Source organism: Deltaproteobacteria bacterium (assembly GCA_029860075.1).
In the GTDB taxonomy this organism is placed as follows: domain Bacteria; phylum Desulfobacterota; class JADFVX01; order JADFVX01; family JADFVX01; genus JAOUBX01.
This window is the reverse complement of the sequence record JAOUBX010000094.1, coordinates 1-15,713: the sequence shown is the minus strand read 5'-3', so window position 1 is coordinate 15,713 and position 15,713 is coordinate 1. Positions and strand designations below refer to the sequence as shown.

The following is a 15,713-nucleotide window of genomic DNA, read 5'->3' as shown; positions in this document are numbered from 1 at the left end:
ACTCTTCCTTTGCCCTCACCTTTGCCTCGTGGAGCTTCATCTGGATCCTGCTTTTCACGTTAACTTCCCCGTCTCCAGAGGTTTCAATGGGGATAAATAACCCTTCTTTATAATCATTCATCACCCTTGCCTGAACACCATCGCTCTGGGTGCTGGGCATACAGCCGAAAGGCTTTACGGATATTACCAGATGGGCCTTCTTTTTCTTTATGGCCATCAGGTTTTTTGCCACCTCCAGATGGCCTTCGCCGCCATCAATTCTTGTGTTGTAGTATTTATGCCCTAACTGGGCCAGCTGCCTCTGGGACGGTAGAGGGGCGTTTACAAAACCAAGAGCCAAACGGTACATGGAATGATGGAATTTAAATAGAAAGTCGGCAAAGGATATTTTAAAAAGCAGCGAAATAAAGCTCCACTTTTTTCGGACTCCTTTCCCGGCCCTGATACGGTCCTTTATGTACGCCTTCCACCACCAGACCGTATAATCCAGCCAGCCGCTGATGGGTTCAACCATAACTTCACAGCCCTCTTCTTCGAGCCATTTTGGCAAGCCGTAATTCCCGTCCCCTTCTGTTGTCTGTGCCCAGAACTCTCCTATAATTTTTACCTTTGGCTTGGCCTTGCTATAATCCACCTTTAACTTTTCAAGGATCTTTTTTGCCTCTCTCAGCCGGCCAAAGAGGTTTTTCCTCTCACTAAAAGCATTGTAAAGGAGATCAAGTATCTCCTTTACGGCTTTTTCCGTATCGCCTTCATTAACTTCGTAGGGCCTGAACTTGAACTTAATCTCGTTGATCATATCGCCAATGACCAGGCCCTTAATAAGGTAAGTATAAAATTTCCTGTCCAGGATCAATCCATTCTCATGGGAAGCGGCATCAGTCTCCACTGTCTGGCTGACAGTCAAAACTCTGAACTTTTCAAACCCTGCGTCTGTCAATGCCTTTCTGTACTCGGCCTCATACATCCCGAAGCGGCAGGCGCCACAGGCTCCTGCCGTCACATAAATATATTTATCTTCTATGTTTTGAACGCCGTCGGCCCTCAATTTCTTCAGGTATTTGACAAGATTGCCAACGGTGTAGTACGTTGGGTTGCATTGCCCCCGGTTGCAGTGCTCTTTTCCCTGGGAGAGGGATTTGTTGTCGGGAGAGGGAAGGCATTCAGCCCTGTATCCCAAGCCCTCAAAGACACCCTTGATCAAGATATCGTGAATGGAAGTAAGACCGCCACATAAAATGGTAACATGACGGCGTTCCTTTTTTGTGAACGGTCTTTCAACAGGTTTTTTGAAATGCGAAACATCCGCCCCGGGAAGGCCCATTTCCTGCCTGAGCTTATCCCTGTAGTCATTTACCTTTTCAACAAGTTCATTTTTCATAACACTACTCACATCTCATTTTTTGATTTATATTTCTGATTCATCCTTTTGTCCGCCTATTATTTACAAAGAAGCAACCGCGCCTGAGAGGAAAAAAGAGGCAAATAACGATCACTGCTTTCCGCATTCTGCCATGAGAATCTCCTCGTAGGCCCTCACCCTCTCTTCCAGTTCCTTTTCCAGGGCTTCTCTTTTTCCAAGCGCCTCCTCATACTTGTCCAGGAAGTAATCGATTGTCTCCACCCTTATCTTTATCGAGCCTGAAGGCTTATTCTCATCTATGTCGTGGAAAGTAAAGTATGGCGTGCCTGAGCTATGCAGGATATCCTCGACAACAGAGTATATGGGAGAATCGTGGCCGCACTTGAAATTGGAAAGATCAAGAGAAGCAAGGTTTGGATGGCGGGCCACATACTTGGCTCCCCAAAGCTTTTTACTGCTGTTTTCACTAAAGGAATTTTTCCAGACATCGGATATATCCATAGGAGATGTTATATCCCCCCTCCTTACCTCTTCACCAAAGAGGCGATCCAGCATTTCATCATCTGTGGGGAGGGAATCTATTGTTAAAACGGGGTAACCCCTTTTCTGGATTTCTTCAAGGATGCCGTGATTAAGACCGGGGTCGCTGTGATAGGGCCTCCCCAGGAGGACCAGGCCCACCCTCTTTTCATCTTCAAGCATTTTGATGACCGTGCTGCCCAACTCTCTTTGATGGGCGTAATATGAATCAAGAGCCTTCAGGCCATCGTTCACGCCTTTTTTGTTTTCCCTTCTGCTAATCTTTAAAAGAGGCTTAAAACAATCAAGCATTTGTTGCTCAAGAAGTTCCCTTTCCCCAAGATTCAATACAGGATAAATGTATTGAACGTTCAGTTCGGCAAAGGTGTCCTTTTCTCTTAAAAAAGCGGCCCTGCATACCTCGGGCGTTGCCTGTACGGTGGGGCAGGTACAACTGCCTACGGTATTGACCAGAGGGGAAGGCAGGTTAATGAGAATAGGAAAAAAAACGACATCAACCTTCTTTTTATAAACAAGGTTATGAACATGGGCAAGTGATACCTTGCTGGGAAAACACTGGTCGATGGAACCTCTTCTTGAGCCTTCCTTAAACATGTCTTCGTTGGTAAAATCTGAAAAAAGGATGTTTTTGGGGTTAACGCCAACCGACTCCAGGTACGCAATAAGGAAAGGGGCCGTTGAAAAGATATTAAGCGCTTTGGGAATCCCTATTCTCAGCTTTTGTCTTTTCACCATCGCTTTATTGGCAAAAAGGGAAGGGGCAGCCTTTCTTTCCATTAACTTCTTTTTAAAGGCCATGTCGGCATTTTCCATGGAGAGATCGGGGTTATCATGTTTGACGGCATCAAGCCCTTTTTTGATCTTGAGCATGGCCTCTTTATCTTCAACATCCCCCTTTTCGCAAGGCGCTATAATATACCGCCTTGAGGCGCCTTCCTGAGAGGAGATATCGATAAAGGTCCTCATGCAATTATTTTTGCAAAAGAAACATCGCGTTGTCTCATCCCTGATGGCGGCAAGGGTCAGTTCTTCCAGTGCTTGAAAGCCAATAAAGCTTGATTTATCAGTCCCTATAGCTTCCAGAGCGGCGCCCATAGCGCCGCTTTCCCCTGTGTGGGGATGAACGAAAATATGGGCGTCGGGCACCTTTGATTTTATATAGTCATTCTGGGCTTTTACTGCTGCCAGGTTCTTCTGCGTTCCCCCCTGCAAAACAAATTTTCTGCCAAGCTTTTTGAGGTTAGGTTCCTGGACAACATAGAGCCATATATTTCTGGGAAGGACATGTGCCAGACCGGCCATGATATCCTCTCTTCGCCACCCCATTTGCTGAAAATTAACAATGTCTGATTCAAGAAAAACGGCGCAGCCGTAATTGAAGGCAGGAATTTTACCTGCGCTGAAAGCGGCTTCGGCATAGTCACTCACATCATAACCAAACTGCCTGGCCGTACTTTGAAGGAAATAGCCGTTTCCTGCCGAGCACTGGGTATTTAATTTAAAATCCGTCACCCTGCCGTCTTTCAGGAGGATAACCTTAATGTCCTGTCCCCCCACATCGCAGATAACGTCCACATCATTGAAATATTTAAGTGATGACCTCGTATGGGCCACCGTTTCAACGATTGCCCTGTCGGCCTGGATGGCCTCTTTGAGCATATCCTTGGCATAACCTGTCGTCCCTACGCCGCCCACCTCAAAATCAGCGCCGCTTGCCTCAATCGCTTTTTTCAGTTCACTGACAACCCACTTGGTATCTTCAAGGGGATTGCCGGCAGAAAGGCGGTAGGCCTTGGCGAGAATGTCGCCCTTCTCATCAATTACAACCCCCTTGGTCGATGTGGACCCCCCATCGATACCGATATAGCCCTTAACCTTTTCCCCCGGTTTGAAGGTTTTCGATGTAAAGGGTGAAACAGCGTAGTCAGCGATAAAACGATCACGTTCTTCCTCATTTTTAAAAAAGGCGTCGGCGCCACTTGCGGCGGGTGATATTTTTCCATTTTCCACATGTTCGGCCAACCTGTGACAACCCTCATAAACACCTGTCTTGCCTTCTTCGCCAAGGCCGAAAATAATGGCCCCTATGGCTGCAAAAAACTGGGAATCTTCAGGAACGGTGATAAGGTCTGCCGCATCGACCCCTTCAGGGAGCGTCACTTCCCTCTCTTCCCATACCTTGGGTATATTTCGCCGCCAGGCGTCAGTCAGGGCAGGGATGTAGGTGTGTGGGCCGCCCAGAAGAAGCACGTTGGGCATAAGTACATTGCCCCTGGTGAGTACGCTCAGGTTCTGCTGGACGATGGCTTCGAAAAGTGAATTCATGAGTTCTCCCGAAGGAACACCCTGCTTCTGAAGTGAATTAATGTCTGTTTCCGCAAATACGCCGCAGCGGGCGGCCACCTGATGTATCTTGCTGCTGTCGGTTTTCAGGTTCTGGATATCTTCCTGGGAAAAACCGAGTTTGGCCCCTATTTTGTCAATAACAGCACCCGTTCCTCCGGCGCACTTGTCATTCATTGTGGGGACCTTTACCCGGTTACCCGTTTTTTCATCGACAATCCAGAGTATAATCTTCGAGTCCTGCCCGCCCACTTCGATGACGGAAGAGGTTTCAGGGTAGAGCCTTTCAACTGCCAGAGAGATGGCGTTTACTTCCTGAACAAACCTTGCCCCGATAAACGGAGCAATAGCAGCGCCACCGCTGCCTGTAATAAAGGCCTTTACTTTTCCCCGCTCTATAGTGAACTGTTCATGAACGGACTGAAGGAAAGTGAGAAGCGTTTCAGGCTGTCTCGTTTCGTGGCGCTTGTAACCCTTCCAGAGAATTTCCTTGCCGGCGCTGTCCATGACGACAACCTTTACCGTTGTCGATCCCACATCGAGACCGAGAATAATATTCTGTTCAGCTTTAGTCATTTTTTTCATATTGATTAGTTTCGCAGGGGAATCAGCATTTATGATCAGAACAAACTATTTCACCCTGTCAAAGCGTTTTTGCCAGGGACGGAAGGGAGACCACAGGATGTAAAAAAAATAGAAAAAGCGCTATTATAAAGAAGCCTGCAAAGTATAAAAAACGATTTTTCTGTTATAGCCGATCACCGCTGTAACATTCCCCCTGCGCCTTATCAGTCCTCTCCTTTTTTAACTTTACGTTAAACCCGGCAAGAGCCGTAAAATGCGCCTTCTTCCGCGCCGGTAAAACCAAGGTATAGAAAAGTATAGAAGACTCTAAAAAAAATGCAAGCTATTTTCCACATTTAATCCTTTTGTTTCCTTTTGTTCCTTGACATCATCTGCCGGGGGCTGTAAACTCAGCCCTTGCCCTGACAGGGATTCTTTGCCGGGCAAAGACCAAAGAACAGAGAAAATTATTCCGTGGAAAAAATCAGGCGCCAGACTTTCATCAGACGCTCCCTCTATTTTATCATTTTAAGCTTTTTTGCCGGATGTGCCGTCGACTCATCGGACCTTGACAGCGGATTCTTCATTGACGCGCCCGTGAAAGGACTTATGTTTGAGAGCGGAAGCATTATGGGAAGAACCGACGGTGAAGGGAGGTTTTACTATGAAGGAAACCAGCCTGTAACCTTTTCCGTCGATGGCGTCGTTATCGGTGAAACCCTGCCCGGTGAATATATATTCCCCTTCGACCTTTTCACATCAAACCTCTTTGTTTCCGATGCAAAAGTTAATAATCTCAGCAGATTTTTGCAGTCTCTCGATAACAATGGAGAGCCTGATGATGGTATTGTCATAGAAGATACGACAAGGAATGAGATTGTGGGACTCTTCGGGACATCAACTTTTATCAATTTTTCAACATCTGCCTTTGAAGTGATGACATCACTTGATTCAGTGGGTAGTGTGCGCTCACCCATTGCGGCAAAAACGCACCTTCTGGCCTCTCTTGCAGATTATAACCGGCTTAAGGTTGACCTTATCACTCTCGGCGACGGTTTTACGGCAGGAATGCAGAGTGCGGAAGTGGCTTTTGACAGGCTCTCTTCCAGCACGGTTAATCTCCATCGGCATACTCAGGCAAAGGGCTACGCAACGGTCATGGAAAAAGCGCTGAGAAATGTTCTTGGAAACAATCTCACCTGGGGGAGCCCTCTTCTCGACATTGATGAAAACAGAAATAAAGCCCTCCTGTCAGATGCTCTTCATTACAATGTTTCTGTTCCGGGCGCCACGGCAAAAAGCTTCATAAATTATACGACAGGAAGCGGCAATGAAATCGCCGATAAATTGTTGTTGCCCATCTTCAAATTCAAAAATTTTTCCGGTTCATTCTCTGCGGGCCGAACGCAGCTTGAGGCAGCCAAAGCCCTTGCCCGGCAGTCAGGCCATGAGCAAAGGCTTAAAATATTTACCCTCTGGATAGGCATGAACGACGTTCTGGGCACTGTAACGGCAAGCAAGGGGAGCGAGCTTACAGAGGCGTCAATTAACGCTTTTCTCTCTGATACGGCTGAAGGCCATGATTTGACGTCGGTAATGAACAACATTTCAACCATCGTCAGCGAACTCACGTCGGTAAAAGACAGTTATCTTTTCATTGCCACCTTGCCTGACGTGACCAGGATGGGTGCCCTCTTTTACAAGGAAGACATGGACGCCCTTGCCGCCTTTGCCTCTCCTCATGTAACGGCTTTAAAACCCTACTCGAGTGCTTTACCGGGAGATATTGTGGCCCTCGGTTTTTCAGCCTTTACAAGCACGGCGGCGTACCTGAATATTTCTTCCGACAACGCCACAGTGAATAGCGCCATCAATCTTCTTCCCAACGAACTGACGCTTAGCCGGCTTGAGGCGGAAATTGTAAAAACAAGGGTTGGCGCCATTAATGACTATATTAACGATTACGCCGATCCGGCAAGCTATCCCAAAGTATTTGTAGTCGATATATACAGGCTCTTTGAGGATATTGCATCGGGCAAAGAAGTCGGCGCAGGGATTGTGCTTGACAGAGGTTACGGCGGGGGCCTCTTCAGCATGGACGGCATCTATCCGTCCCATACGGGCTATGCCGTGATTGCAAGGGAATTTCTCGAAAGAATGGGCTCACCCTATACCCTTTCCGACACAGCCAATTCAGCCTACGGCACTTACACAACCTTTGTAAATAATGAGGGGATAAACAGCGATGACGGTATCGGTATAAAGGTAGGTGCCGAAAGCATTGATCCTGGAACAACCTGGGACAGCGACCCTTATCGTGACAACGATGGTGACGGATTTCCCGACGGGCCGGGGCAGATCGTATTGCCAAATTTATCATCCATTCCCTCAAATGATCCTGCTCTCGACTTTATGAAGGACTGCAACGATAGTGACATTAATTCGCTGCCTGAAGTTATTTCGGGTATTCCATGCAACTAGACAGGCTTGTTTAATGAAGAAGAAAAAATATTTCATTCCTTTTGTGGGGGCGGGACTGCTTTTTATTTCAACGGCATCCTTTGGCGCTGAAGAAGAAACCTTTAACAGCAGCCTGTCCGTCGGCGCTGAAATTAACCATTTATCTCTCACTAATTCGAAGGTTGAAGGTGTCGAAATAGGTTTTGATTCGGCTACGGTTCTGGCGGCCAAACTCGATTACCGGCTATTGCAGAATTGGACCCTTAGAATCGGCACAGGGTCTTTCGAAACGGATATTGAAGCTGGCCTTGACGACAGGTTTGAGCACTATGGTTCTTTTAAACAAAAAACCTATTCGCTAATGCTCCTTTACATGACGGAAACGAGCAAAAGATCGCCATTCAAGATGTTCATAGGCGGTGGCCTGTCCTACCACATTAACGACATCGACAAGGAGAGCCAGAGCCCTGCCATTTCAGATTTTTTTGCAAAAAACAGGACTATTTCAAATATTGAAAACAGTATCGGGGCTCATGGCACACTTGGTTTTAAATACATGGTTTCAGATCACCTGCTTGTCGGCCTGTCCTTATCTTTAAGCGCTACAGATGCTAAAGTTGATGTTACCTACCCCGATTCTACAGTGAGAGAGTCTAATCTCTCACTCAATGCCATCTCCGTCGGAACGGCCCTGGAGTATCAATATTAACGGGCATTACCCTTCCCCTGACGAGAAGAGACAATCTTTGTGCCCGGACAAAAGATCCCTCCCATTATTCAGGATTTATAAAGCCTGAACCAGGGGGCTTTGCCCGGATAATTCCTCATATAGAAATATTTACGTGCTCTTATTGCCAATGCCTTTAAATTGATCTATATTTTAAAAATATAGATCAATTGCAGACCTGCCCGTAATGCCTGCCACAGGACTTTACTCTTTTTGGGGGGGATTTAAAGAATGGAATCTATCTTGATTGTGGATGACGACCAAAGCCTCTTTGAACTTTATATTTCACTTGTCAGAAAATGCTTTGCCCATGCCTCTGTTACCTGTGTCTTAAATGGTGTGGAAGCGCTCAAAACAATAGAAGAAAAGGACTATTCCATCATTCTTTCCGATATTGAAATGCCTCAAATGGACGGCATCGAATTTCACCGGGCGCTGAAAAAAAAATTCCCCGCACTGGCATTAAAAACCGCCTTTATTACCAGTAATTGTTCTCCTTCCCATATAAGTTACTTTGAAAAGGAAGGGATTCCTTACCTTAAGAAGCCCTTTGCTAAAAGGGATTTTATCAGGATAGTGAAAGTTATTTCACAGAAAGATCATCCTCTTTCCAGGGGATACACCGTGCCATCTACAAGAAAGCACAAGCGCTTCGATTTCAGGGCCGACGGAATGATATTATCTTCAAGGATAAAAGAAGAAGAGTTCATCAGGGGAGAGATCATTAATATTTCTGAAGGGGGATTTGCCTTTCTCTTCAAAAGCGGCAAGCTTTCAAGGAAACAAAAAGTGAAGGTCTCTGTGGAAGCGCTGAACATAGAAAACAGGGAAGCTGAAACAGTGTGGACCAAAGAGGACAGCGCTATCATAACGGCCGGGTTCAAATGGCTTGAACATGGCGAAACTCCTTTGCCGTTTCATCACCGTAAGGATTAAAGAAAAAGCGTTGCATCTTCCCTTCTTTTTCAAATATAGTACGCTGCATTTCATTTAAGAGGCCTGACTTCCCCTTTAAGCACATAAATCATGGATATATTGACTGTTCTCATCATCGCCCTTGGCCTTGCCATGGATGCCTTTGCTCTATCCATATCGAGCGGTCTGGCTATAAAAAAGATCCGCATAGGCCATGCCTTCAGGATTGCCCTGTTTTTCGGTTCTTTTCAGGCCATTATGCCTGTCGTCGGATGGCTTGCCGGACTTGGCCTGAAAGGCTTCATCTCGGCAATAGACCACTGGATAGCTTTTGCGTTACTTTCCTTTGTGGGCGGGAAAATGATTTATGAATCCACCTTTCTCGATGAAGAAAAGGAGGAAAAAGATACGCTCAATATCTATATTCTTCTCATCCTTTCCATAGCGACAAGCATCGATGCCCTGGCCGTGGGATTCACCTTGTCCTTTCTTGATGTAGATATCGCTTCACCTGCTATTATCATCGGCATGGTCACCTTCCTGCTTTCATTTTCGGGTGTTTATATGGGTGGAAAATTCGGTCATTTTTTCGAAAGTAAAATTGAAATAGCAGGTGGCCTCATACTTATCGGCATTGGAATAAAAATTCTTGTCCAACATCTTGGCGCCTGAAAAAGTTGAATCCATTCAAGAGACATCTGCATCAAAAGGGGCCACTGGAAAAAAAATTAAGGAGGACTTCTAATGTCCACGTTAACGATTGGAGACAAAGCGCCGCAATTTGGTCTGCCTGATGAAAACGGCAATCCGGTTACTTTAAGCAGCATGAAAGGCAAGTGGGTAATTCTCTATTTTTATCCCAGGGATAATACACCCGGCTGTACAACGGAAGCGATAGACTTCAGCGCAGGCATCGATGAATTCAGCAATATGAATGCGCGGGTTCTCGGTGTGAGCCGTGATTCACAGGCAAGCCACCGCAGGTTTATCGACAAAAAAGCCTTAAAAGTAACCCTTCTCACCGATGCAGAGCATAAGATGATGGAGGATTATGGGGTATGGCAATTAAAAAAGATGTACGGAAAGGAATCCATGGGCATCGTAAGAAGCACTTTTATCATCGATCCTGACGGGAAAATTGCCCGTATCTGGTCAAAAGTCAAGGTTAAAGGCCATGTTGATGAAGTAAAGAACTCTCTCAAAGAAATTTCATCCTGATCAAGCGATAATCACGGGGCGGCAGCATCATTATGCTGCCCCATTTATACCCGCCTTCCCTTTTTGACTTATATTCCAATCTCTGTAATACTTAATTGTAATTCGTTAATTACAGTCCCTTATTTACACTGTCTTAATTTTTATACCCTGACAGGATGCCTTATGATAGAGACCAAAAAAGTGCTCATCATTGAAGATAACGCCGATATAGCTGATATTTACAACAAGTTTTTCAAGCTTTTTTATGAGGATATCAGTGTAGATCATGTCATAGGTGGTCTTGAGGCCCTGGAAAAAGCATTGACCGATGATTACTCTCTCATCATTTGCGATATCCAGATTCCTGAAATTAACGGAATCGAGTTTTTTAAAAGACTAAAGATGGAATCCCCCAAAAGTGTATGTAAAGTTCTCTTCATTACTGCAGGTATAGAAAAATATGAAAATACTTTCCTTGAAAAACAGGAGTGCCCTTACATAGCCAAGCCTTTTACTAAAGACATCTTTATTGAGAAGGTGAATTCCATCCTCCATGCCCCCCTTTGAAAGAGTACTTTCCATACCTGTTTACGGGAATAAGTCATGATTTTAAAAATCCCGGCTTTACCTGAAGCTTAACGGGCTTCTTCCGTATCCCGTTGCGGCAGGGGAGGGGGAGATAAATCAAATTCAATGCATAATAAAACCCTGCCGCTCTCCGCCTGAATTTGTCAAATTTAAACCCTGAAAGTTGATTCCACGCATAAACAGTGATAATCTATTTTCATTAATGGCCAACTGCCGTTTCCAGGATTAGCCCTTTTTTTATTCCGCCGGGAGGGAGTAAATGGATGCAGGACAGAGGACTGCCGATTATCACGCCATATTTGACCTCGCCAGGGAAGCAAAAAAGCCGGTAAAGGAATATATCCGGCCCGACCTGGAGCATGCGCGAATAAAGCTGGGAACGTCCCTTTCCGACTACTCTCTCCCCTACGTGATCGATCCCAATGTAAAGGAAGTCCTCGACAAGGCCATGAAAGAACTGGCCTATCTCTTCATCTACCGGAATAAGGACGCAATCGGTGAAGAGAGTGATTCCTACCTCATGATCGATCACGGCTCAACGGCCGATCTCAGGCCCAAATCCTATAAAAGCCCGGCAGGATTAAAAAATCAGTACCTGCGCAGAGCCCTGGAATTAGCGCCGCAATACCTGTTTCTCCTCGATTCGGGCATTATGGAAAGCTGGCTTGGCAGTAACGGCAGGGGGCGAATCCTTATGGAGAAGCTAATCCGGCTTTTTGTCGACGCCACAGATGAAATGGCAGGGACGAAAGGAGAAGAGGAAACGCCATATTTCCTTCTCTGGATACTGTTAAACAGCTATTCCAGGGTAACGGAAGTGGTGGAAAGCATCCCCGTTGCCGATGAGACAAAGCGGATTACGGCGCTTGCGCTGGCAACGGCTCTTCACCTCCTTAACGAATGCGTTAAAGGGCAGCTTCTCCATACCTATCAGATCCGGATGCCGCCCCGCTCCCGCATTGCCCTTTGCTGGTCAGCCCTTTTAAGCCCTGCCCTTTCCTGTAACAACATTAAGGGCAATCTTAGCGACTGCAATGCCTATGATGTTCCCGCATCCATCCTCGGTAACAAGGAAAAAGCGTTTATAAAAAAGGCAGGCAGCCTTGCCGCCTTTGCAAGCTTTGAGCAAAGCATTGACAAGTTGCTTTCTTCAAAAAGGAAAGTGCGAAAGGCGGCAATGAGGAGCTACCGGGCGGCCTTTTACCGGCGCGCCATGCTGGCCGTTCTACGTGCAGGGTTGCCGCTTGAGAGCGAACTCTTTAGCACCATTGAACAGTTTTTCCTCCATCCCGAAAAGATGGGAAAGAGCCTCTCTTCAGGAAAAAGCAGGAAAGAACTGGTGGCAACGACAAGAAAACTTGCTAAAGACTTTAAGGATTCCGAGGCCCTGTCAAAAAAGCTTGATCATCTGGCAAACCTTTTTAAAAACTACAGTAACTGGCGGCCCCTTAAAGCCCTCGGCATGAAGAAGCATGCAGCCCGCAAGCAGATCAGGGTGAATATGGCCGCCCATATAACGGACAAGTTAATGGCTTCCTGGGCCCAGGAAATGATGGGCGCATTCAAAGCTCTGAGCGGCAAGGAGTCGGACAGAGAACTAAATGAACTTTACGCAAGCGGCCGCCTTTACCAGTTCGGTTCAAGGCCCATTCTCAAAAAAGCCAAAACCGCCACTAATGTGGGCCACTACTTTATCGACCTCAAGGACTATACAAAACGCACGGCCCTCTTCAAGGAAGATGTGATGGCCTATTTCATCCGTGAAGAGTTTTATGATCCCATCCTCCGCATTGCCAAAACCAAATTTCAGGGACTTTCCCAGCTTGAAGACAGGGGCGGCATATATCTTAATAACCTCCTTGGAGACGCTGTTTCCCTGTCCGGCGATATTGCGGGAATGGTGGAGATTTCAATTCAGATCAGACGGCACCTGGGACAGTATGCGGCGCTCCTTCAAAAAAGGCAGCAAAGAGAAGACCTTACCCGAAGGGCCGAAGAAATCAAAAAGCGATACACTGCTGAAATCGATGCCTGCCGGGTAAAGCGAAAAAAGCTCCTTTCCGGGGACGACAGGGATAACCAGGCAATGCGTCAGGTACAGGAGCGTGAAGAAGCGCTCAAAAGCGAAATGGCGCATGAACTGGATCAACTCACAGGCCAGCATCTGATTTCCGGAAGTTTCATCTCCTATGGCGCTTCACCCACTGTTATCACCTTCGAAGATTCACTCTGGGGTCATCAGAAGGTTTCCATCTGTGAGAAGATCAATGAATCGGCCAGGGGCACGTCGAGGCCGGCATCGGTCATAGCGCCCGTTAAGGAACTCCTGGAACTTGAAAGAAAGCGCTTAAACCTCCCTGCTCTGGCCCTTCCCTTCCAGGTCTACACAGGTAATTCTCTCGGCCTGCCCCTGGCGCCGCAGTATGAGCTTTCTCTTAGAAAGGCATTTTCCGGCGGCAAGGGACAGGAGGCCTGCAAACTCTATGTAGAGGCTGCCCGCATTCATGTGAAAAAGACGCTTTCTTCCGGTATGAGGGGGATAAGAAGTTACCTCAAAAAGGGGATGGCCATTTATAATGCCGGCGACGCTCTCAGTGGTGAAGCCCTTACAGCCTACCGTAAGGCCTGTGCCGGGAATTTCCGCTTTGTCGATATTAAGCTGCCTGTTGCCTCGCTTGACCCGGAAATAGTCAAAAGCTTTGCCTTTTTCAATTCTCTTATCAGGCTTGTCGTTGCCATCAATGCCAATGGTGAAATAAGGCAGTTATTCCACTATGCCGGGGCCGTAACTTTTAAGGGTTTTGAAAGCACCCTGCCGACGGAAATCTGGGAAATTATCGATATGAATAACCGCTTCGGTCAGATGATGACCACGTCGCAAGCGCTGGAAGGCGCGGCGAAAAAGGTGGGAACGAAAAAGGGCTGATGCGGTTCTTCGGCAAGATCATGACTCAACTTGCAGTTTCTCTTCACCCCTTGATTACATTCATGTTGTAACCATGGGGTAAAGAGAAAGCGTATTTGTTTTTAAGACCTTGTTCAAGCCGTGCTCACGCTTCCGGAGCTTCGGGCCAGGCCTTTGCATCAATGACATAAGTCCCCGCAAATTTATCATGAAGGGCTTGCTTCTGTCCGTCTATGGCGGCAAGGAAAAAACCGAGCATAAAAGGCATTGCGGAAAGAAAGTAGCCTGCCCACCTGACGAAAGACCTGACCAGCCCCGGAGTTTCACCATCAATGGTTACGACTTTAAGATTGTTCAGTTTTTTCCCCGGTGTTTGCCCCGTTGCCCAGTGGAAAAAAGTAAAGTAGCTCATATTGATGATAAGGGCCGCCAGCAGCAGAGGGCCTGTCATAAGCAGGAGATCTTCAATTCCCATTTCACTGCCTTTTATGGCCAGGCCTTTTTTGAGGGTAGAAATACCGCCTATAAAAAAGATGACGACCATAACTCCCTGCAACATGAGATCGAAATAGAGGGCCAGCGCTCTTCTGAAAAAGGAAGCTTTTTTGACCTCTCCTGCATCACCTGGATACCTCTTTACAGGAAGCCCGCTCAGGGGTATTTCGGGAATGGCTTCCTGACTCTTTATCGCTGTGAAACCGGCTTGATTGCTTTCACTCTCCCCGGGGCAGGACAAAGTCCTGGGGGCTGCCGGTGCGCCGCATCCGGCGCAAAGTAAACTCCCTTCTTCAAGCTCGTATCCGCATTCAGGACAGTTCATGGGCTGTCGCTTCCGGCGCTTCTTCTTCTCTTTGCCCCTTAAGGAGGGTCATGGCGGTATCTATTTCGGCATGACTGCCGAGAAGAACCAGTATGTCGCCGCTATTGATGACGTAAGTAGCAGGCGGGTTGGTCCTGGTCTTGCTTCCCCTCACAACGGCTATTATGCTGGCGCCACCGTTCCCCCGGATATCCAGTTCTTTAATACTTTTGTTAATAACGGGATTATTTTCTTCGACAAAAAAGTTTTCACTGACGCTTGCCGCAAGAAAGGAAGTGATCCTGGTCAGCTTTTCCATAGGGAGGGATACGCCCCTCAGCATGGAGTATCCCTCCAGTCTCACCATATCTATCTGGTTCTGAATGATGTTGCCCGGCACCTTGTATTCCTTGAGCACTCTTGAGAATATCTCTACCGATGTTTCGAATTCTTCAGGAATAACCTGGTTGGCCCCAAGCTTCAGAAGGCTGGCTATTTCCGCCATATATTTGGTTCTCACGATAACATGCAGGTCAGCGTTAACTTCCTTGGCAATCTTTATTCCCCGTCTTGTTCCTACCGGGTCGGATATGCAGAAAACAAGAACCTTTGCCGCCGTAATACCGACACTTCGAAGAACTTCCGGATAGCTCGTATCCCCATAATAGGCAAGATGCCCGTCATCTTTGGCCCGGCGTACGTTCTCATTATTTATATCGAGCACCATATAGGGGATGCCTGTCTTTTTAAGAACATTGGCAAGGTGCTGCCCCATAAGACCATAACCTGCAATAATAACATGATTGATGAGACTGGAAGTGCCGACAGCAACCTCTTCCAGTTTCTGCCACTTTTTAGGTGTAAGGTCGGGAAGTTTCAATGCAATAACCGGAGCAAACCTGATCATAATCGGTGTAAGTATCATGGTAATGACCGTTGAAGAGAGAAGAATCTGGTACTTGAACTGGTTTATAATAGCCGCATCCTGACCTATTTTTAAAAGAACAAAAGAGAATTCTCCCACCTGGGCGAGACCAAAGCCGACTATAAAGGAAACCCTTGCCGCATATCGCATAGAGAAAAAAATCAGGGAGATAACAAGCGCTTTAAAGAGAATGATCAGTGTTGTAATCACTATGATTGGAAGCCAGTGGACAATGAGATTATCAAAGCGGATGAGCATACCGATGGAGATAAAGAAAATACTGTTAAAGATATCTCTGAAAGGAAGCACTGATGCGGTAATCTGATGGCTATATGCCGATTCAGAAATAACAATGCCGGCAATAAAAGCGCCAAGGGCAAGAGAGAG

Annotated in this window: 11 protein-coding genes; 7 read left to right on the top strand and 4 right to left on the bottom strand. The window is 46.7% G+C overall.

The window, feature by feature from the left end; all coding sequences use genetic code 11:
- Nucleotides 1-1,381 (bottom strand): 2-hydroxyglutaryl-CoA dehydratase (locus tag OEV42_19080; protein ID MDH3976375.1); only part of this gene is annotated, 1,381 nt, incomplete at its 3' end.
- 111 nt (nucleotides 1,382-1,492) lie between these two features.
- Nucleotides 1,493-4,822 (bottom strand): acyl-CoA dehydratase activase, encoded by a 3,330-nt coding sequence (locus OEV42_19075; protein ID MDH3976374.1) that lies wholly within the window; start codon nucleotides 4,820-4,822, stop codon nucleotides 1,493-1,495.
- Between the two features lie 462 nt (nucleotides 4,823-5,284).
- On the opposite strand from OEV42_19075, the gene OEV42_19070 reads away from it, so the two are divergent.
- From OEV42_19070 to OEV42_19040, 7 genes are all read left to right on the top strand, one after another.
- On the top strand, nucleotides 5,285-7,291 hold the full coding sequence (locus OEV42_19070; protein MDH3976373.1) for an SGNH/GDSL hydrolase family protein: 2,007 nt from the start codon (nucleotides 5,285-5,287) through the stop codon (nucleotides 7,289-7,291).
- 13 nt (nucleotides 7,292-7,304) lie between these two features.
- Nucleotides 7,305-7,979, top strand: coding sequence for a porin family protein (locus OEV42_19065; GenBank protein MDH3976372.1), 675 nt, complete (start codon nucleotides 7,305-7,307; stop codon nucleotides 7,977-7,979).
- 249 nt (nucleotides 7,980-8,228) lie between these two features.
- On the top strand, nucleotides 8,229-8,933 hold the full coding sequence (locus OEV42_19060; protein MDH3976371.1) for a response regulator: 705 nt from the start codon (nucleotides 8,229-8,231) through the stop codon (nucleotides 8,931-8,933).
- A gap of 90 nt (nucleotides 8,934-9,023) precedes the next feature.
- Complete coding sequence (locus OEV42_19055) at nucleotides 9,024-9,584, top strand: manganese efflux pump MntP family protein (protein MDH3976370.1); 561 nt, start codon at nucleotides 9,024-9,026, stop codon at nucleotides 9,582-9,584.
- A gap of 72 nt (nucleotides 9,585-9,656) precedes the next feature.
- Nucleotides 9,657-10,130 (top strand): thioredoxin-dependent thiol peroxidase, encoded by a 474-nt coding sequence (gene bcp / locus OEV42_19050; protein ID MDH3976369.1) that lies wholly within the window; start codon nucleotides 9,657-9,659, stop codon nucleotides 10,128-10,130.
- 162 nt (nucleotides 10,131-10,292) lie between these two features.
- Nucleotides 10,293-10,676 (top strand): response regulator, encoded by a 384-nt coding sequence (locus OEV42_19045; GenBank protein MDH3976368.1) that lies wholly within the window; start codon nucleotides 10,293-10,295, stop codon nucleotides 10,674-10,676.
- 280 nt (nucleotides 10,677-10,956) lie between these two features.
- Complete coding sequence (locus OEV42_19040) at nucleotides 10,957-13,623, top strand: hypothetical protein (protein ID MDH3976367.1); 2,667 nt, start codon at nucleotides 10,957-10,959, stop codon at nucleotides 13,621-13,623.
- Between the two features lie 124 nt (nucleotides 13,624-13,747).
- Here the strand turns inward: OEV42_19040 and OEV42_19035 are convergent, their stop codons facing one another.
- Nucleotides 13,748-14,422, bottom strand: a complete 675-nt coding sequence (locus tag OEV42_19035) for an RDD family protein (protein MDH3976366.1) — start codon at nucleotides 14,420-14,422, stop codon at nucleotides 13,748-13,750.
- Nucleotides 14,409-15,713: cation:proton antiporter (locus tag OEV42_19030; GenBank protein MDH3976365.1), on the bottom strand; the 1,305-nt coding region annotated here is incomplete at its 5' end. The genes OEV42_19035 and OEV42_19030, both read right to left, overlap by 14 nt.

Excerpts from the sequence above, each read along its gene's own strand:
- OEV42_19075 (MDH3976374.1), bottom strand. The coding sequence starts at position 4,822 with ATGACTAAAGCTGAACAGAATATTATTCTCGGTCTCGATGTGGGATCG.
- OEV42_19065 (MDH3976372.1), top strand. The coding sequence starts at position 7,305 with ATGAAGAAGAAAAAATATTTCATTCCTTTTGTGGGGGCGGGACTGCTT.
- OEV42_19060 (MDH3976371.1), top strand. The coding sequence starts at position 8,229 with ATGGAATCTATCTTGATTGTGGATGACGACCAAAGCCTCTTTGAACTT.
- OEV42_19055 (MDH3976370.1), top strand. The coding sequence starts at position 9,024 with ATGGATATATTGACTGTTCTCATCATCGCCCTTGGCCTTGCCATGGAT.
- bcp (MDH3976369.1), top strand. The coding sequence starts at position 9,657 with ATGTCCACGTTAACGATTGGAGACAAAGCGCCGCAATTTGGTCTGCCT.
- OEV42_19045 (MDH3976368.1), top strand. The coding sequence starts at position 10,293 with ATGATAGAGACCAAAAAAGTGCTCATCATTGAAGATAACGCCGATATA.
- OEV42_19040 (MDH3976367.1), top strand. The coding sequence starts at position 10,957 with ATGGATGCAGGACAGAGGACTGCCGATTATCACGCCATATTTGACCTC.
- OEV42_19035 (MDH3976366.1), bottom strand. The coding sequence starts at position 14,422 with ATGAACTGTCCTGAATGCGGATACGAGCTTGAAGAAGGGAGTTTACTT.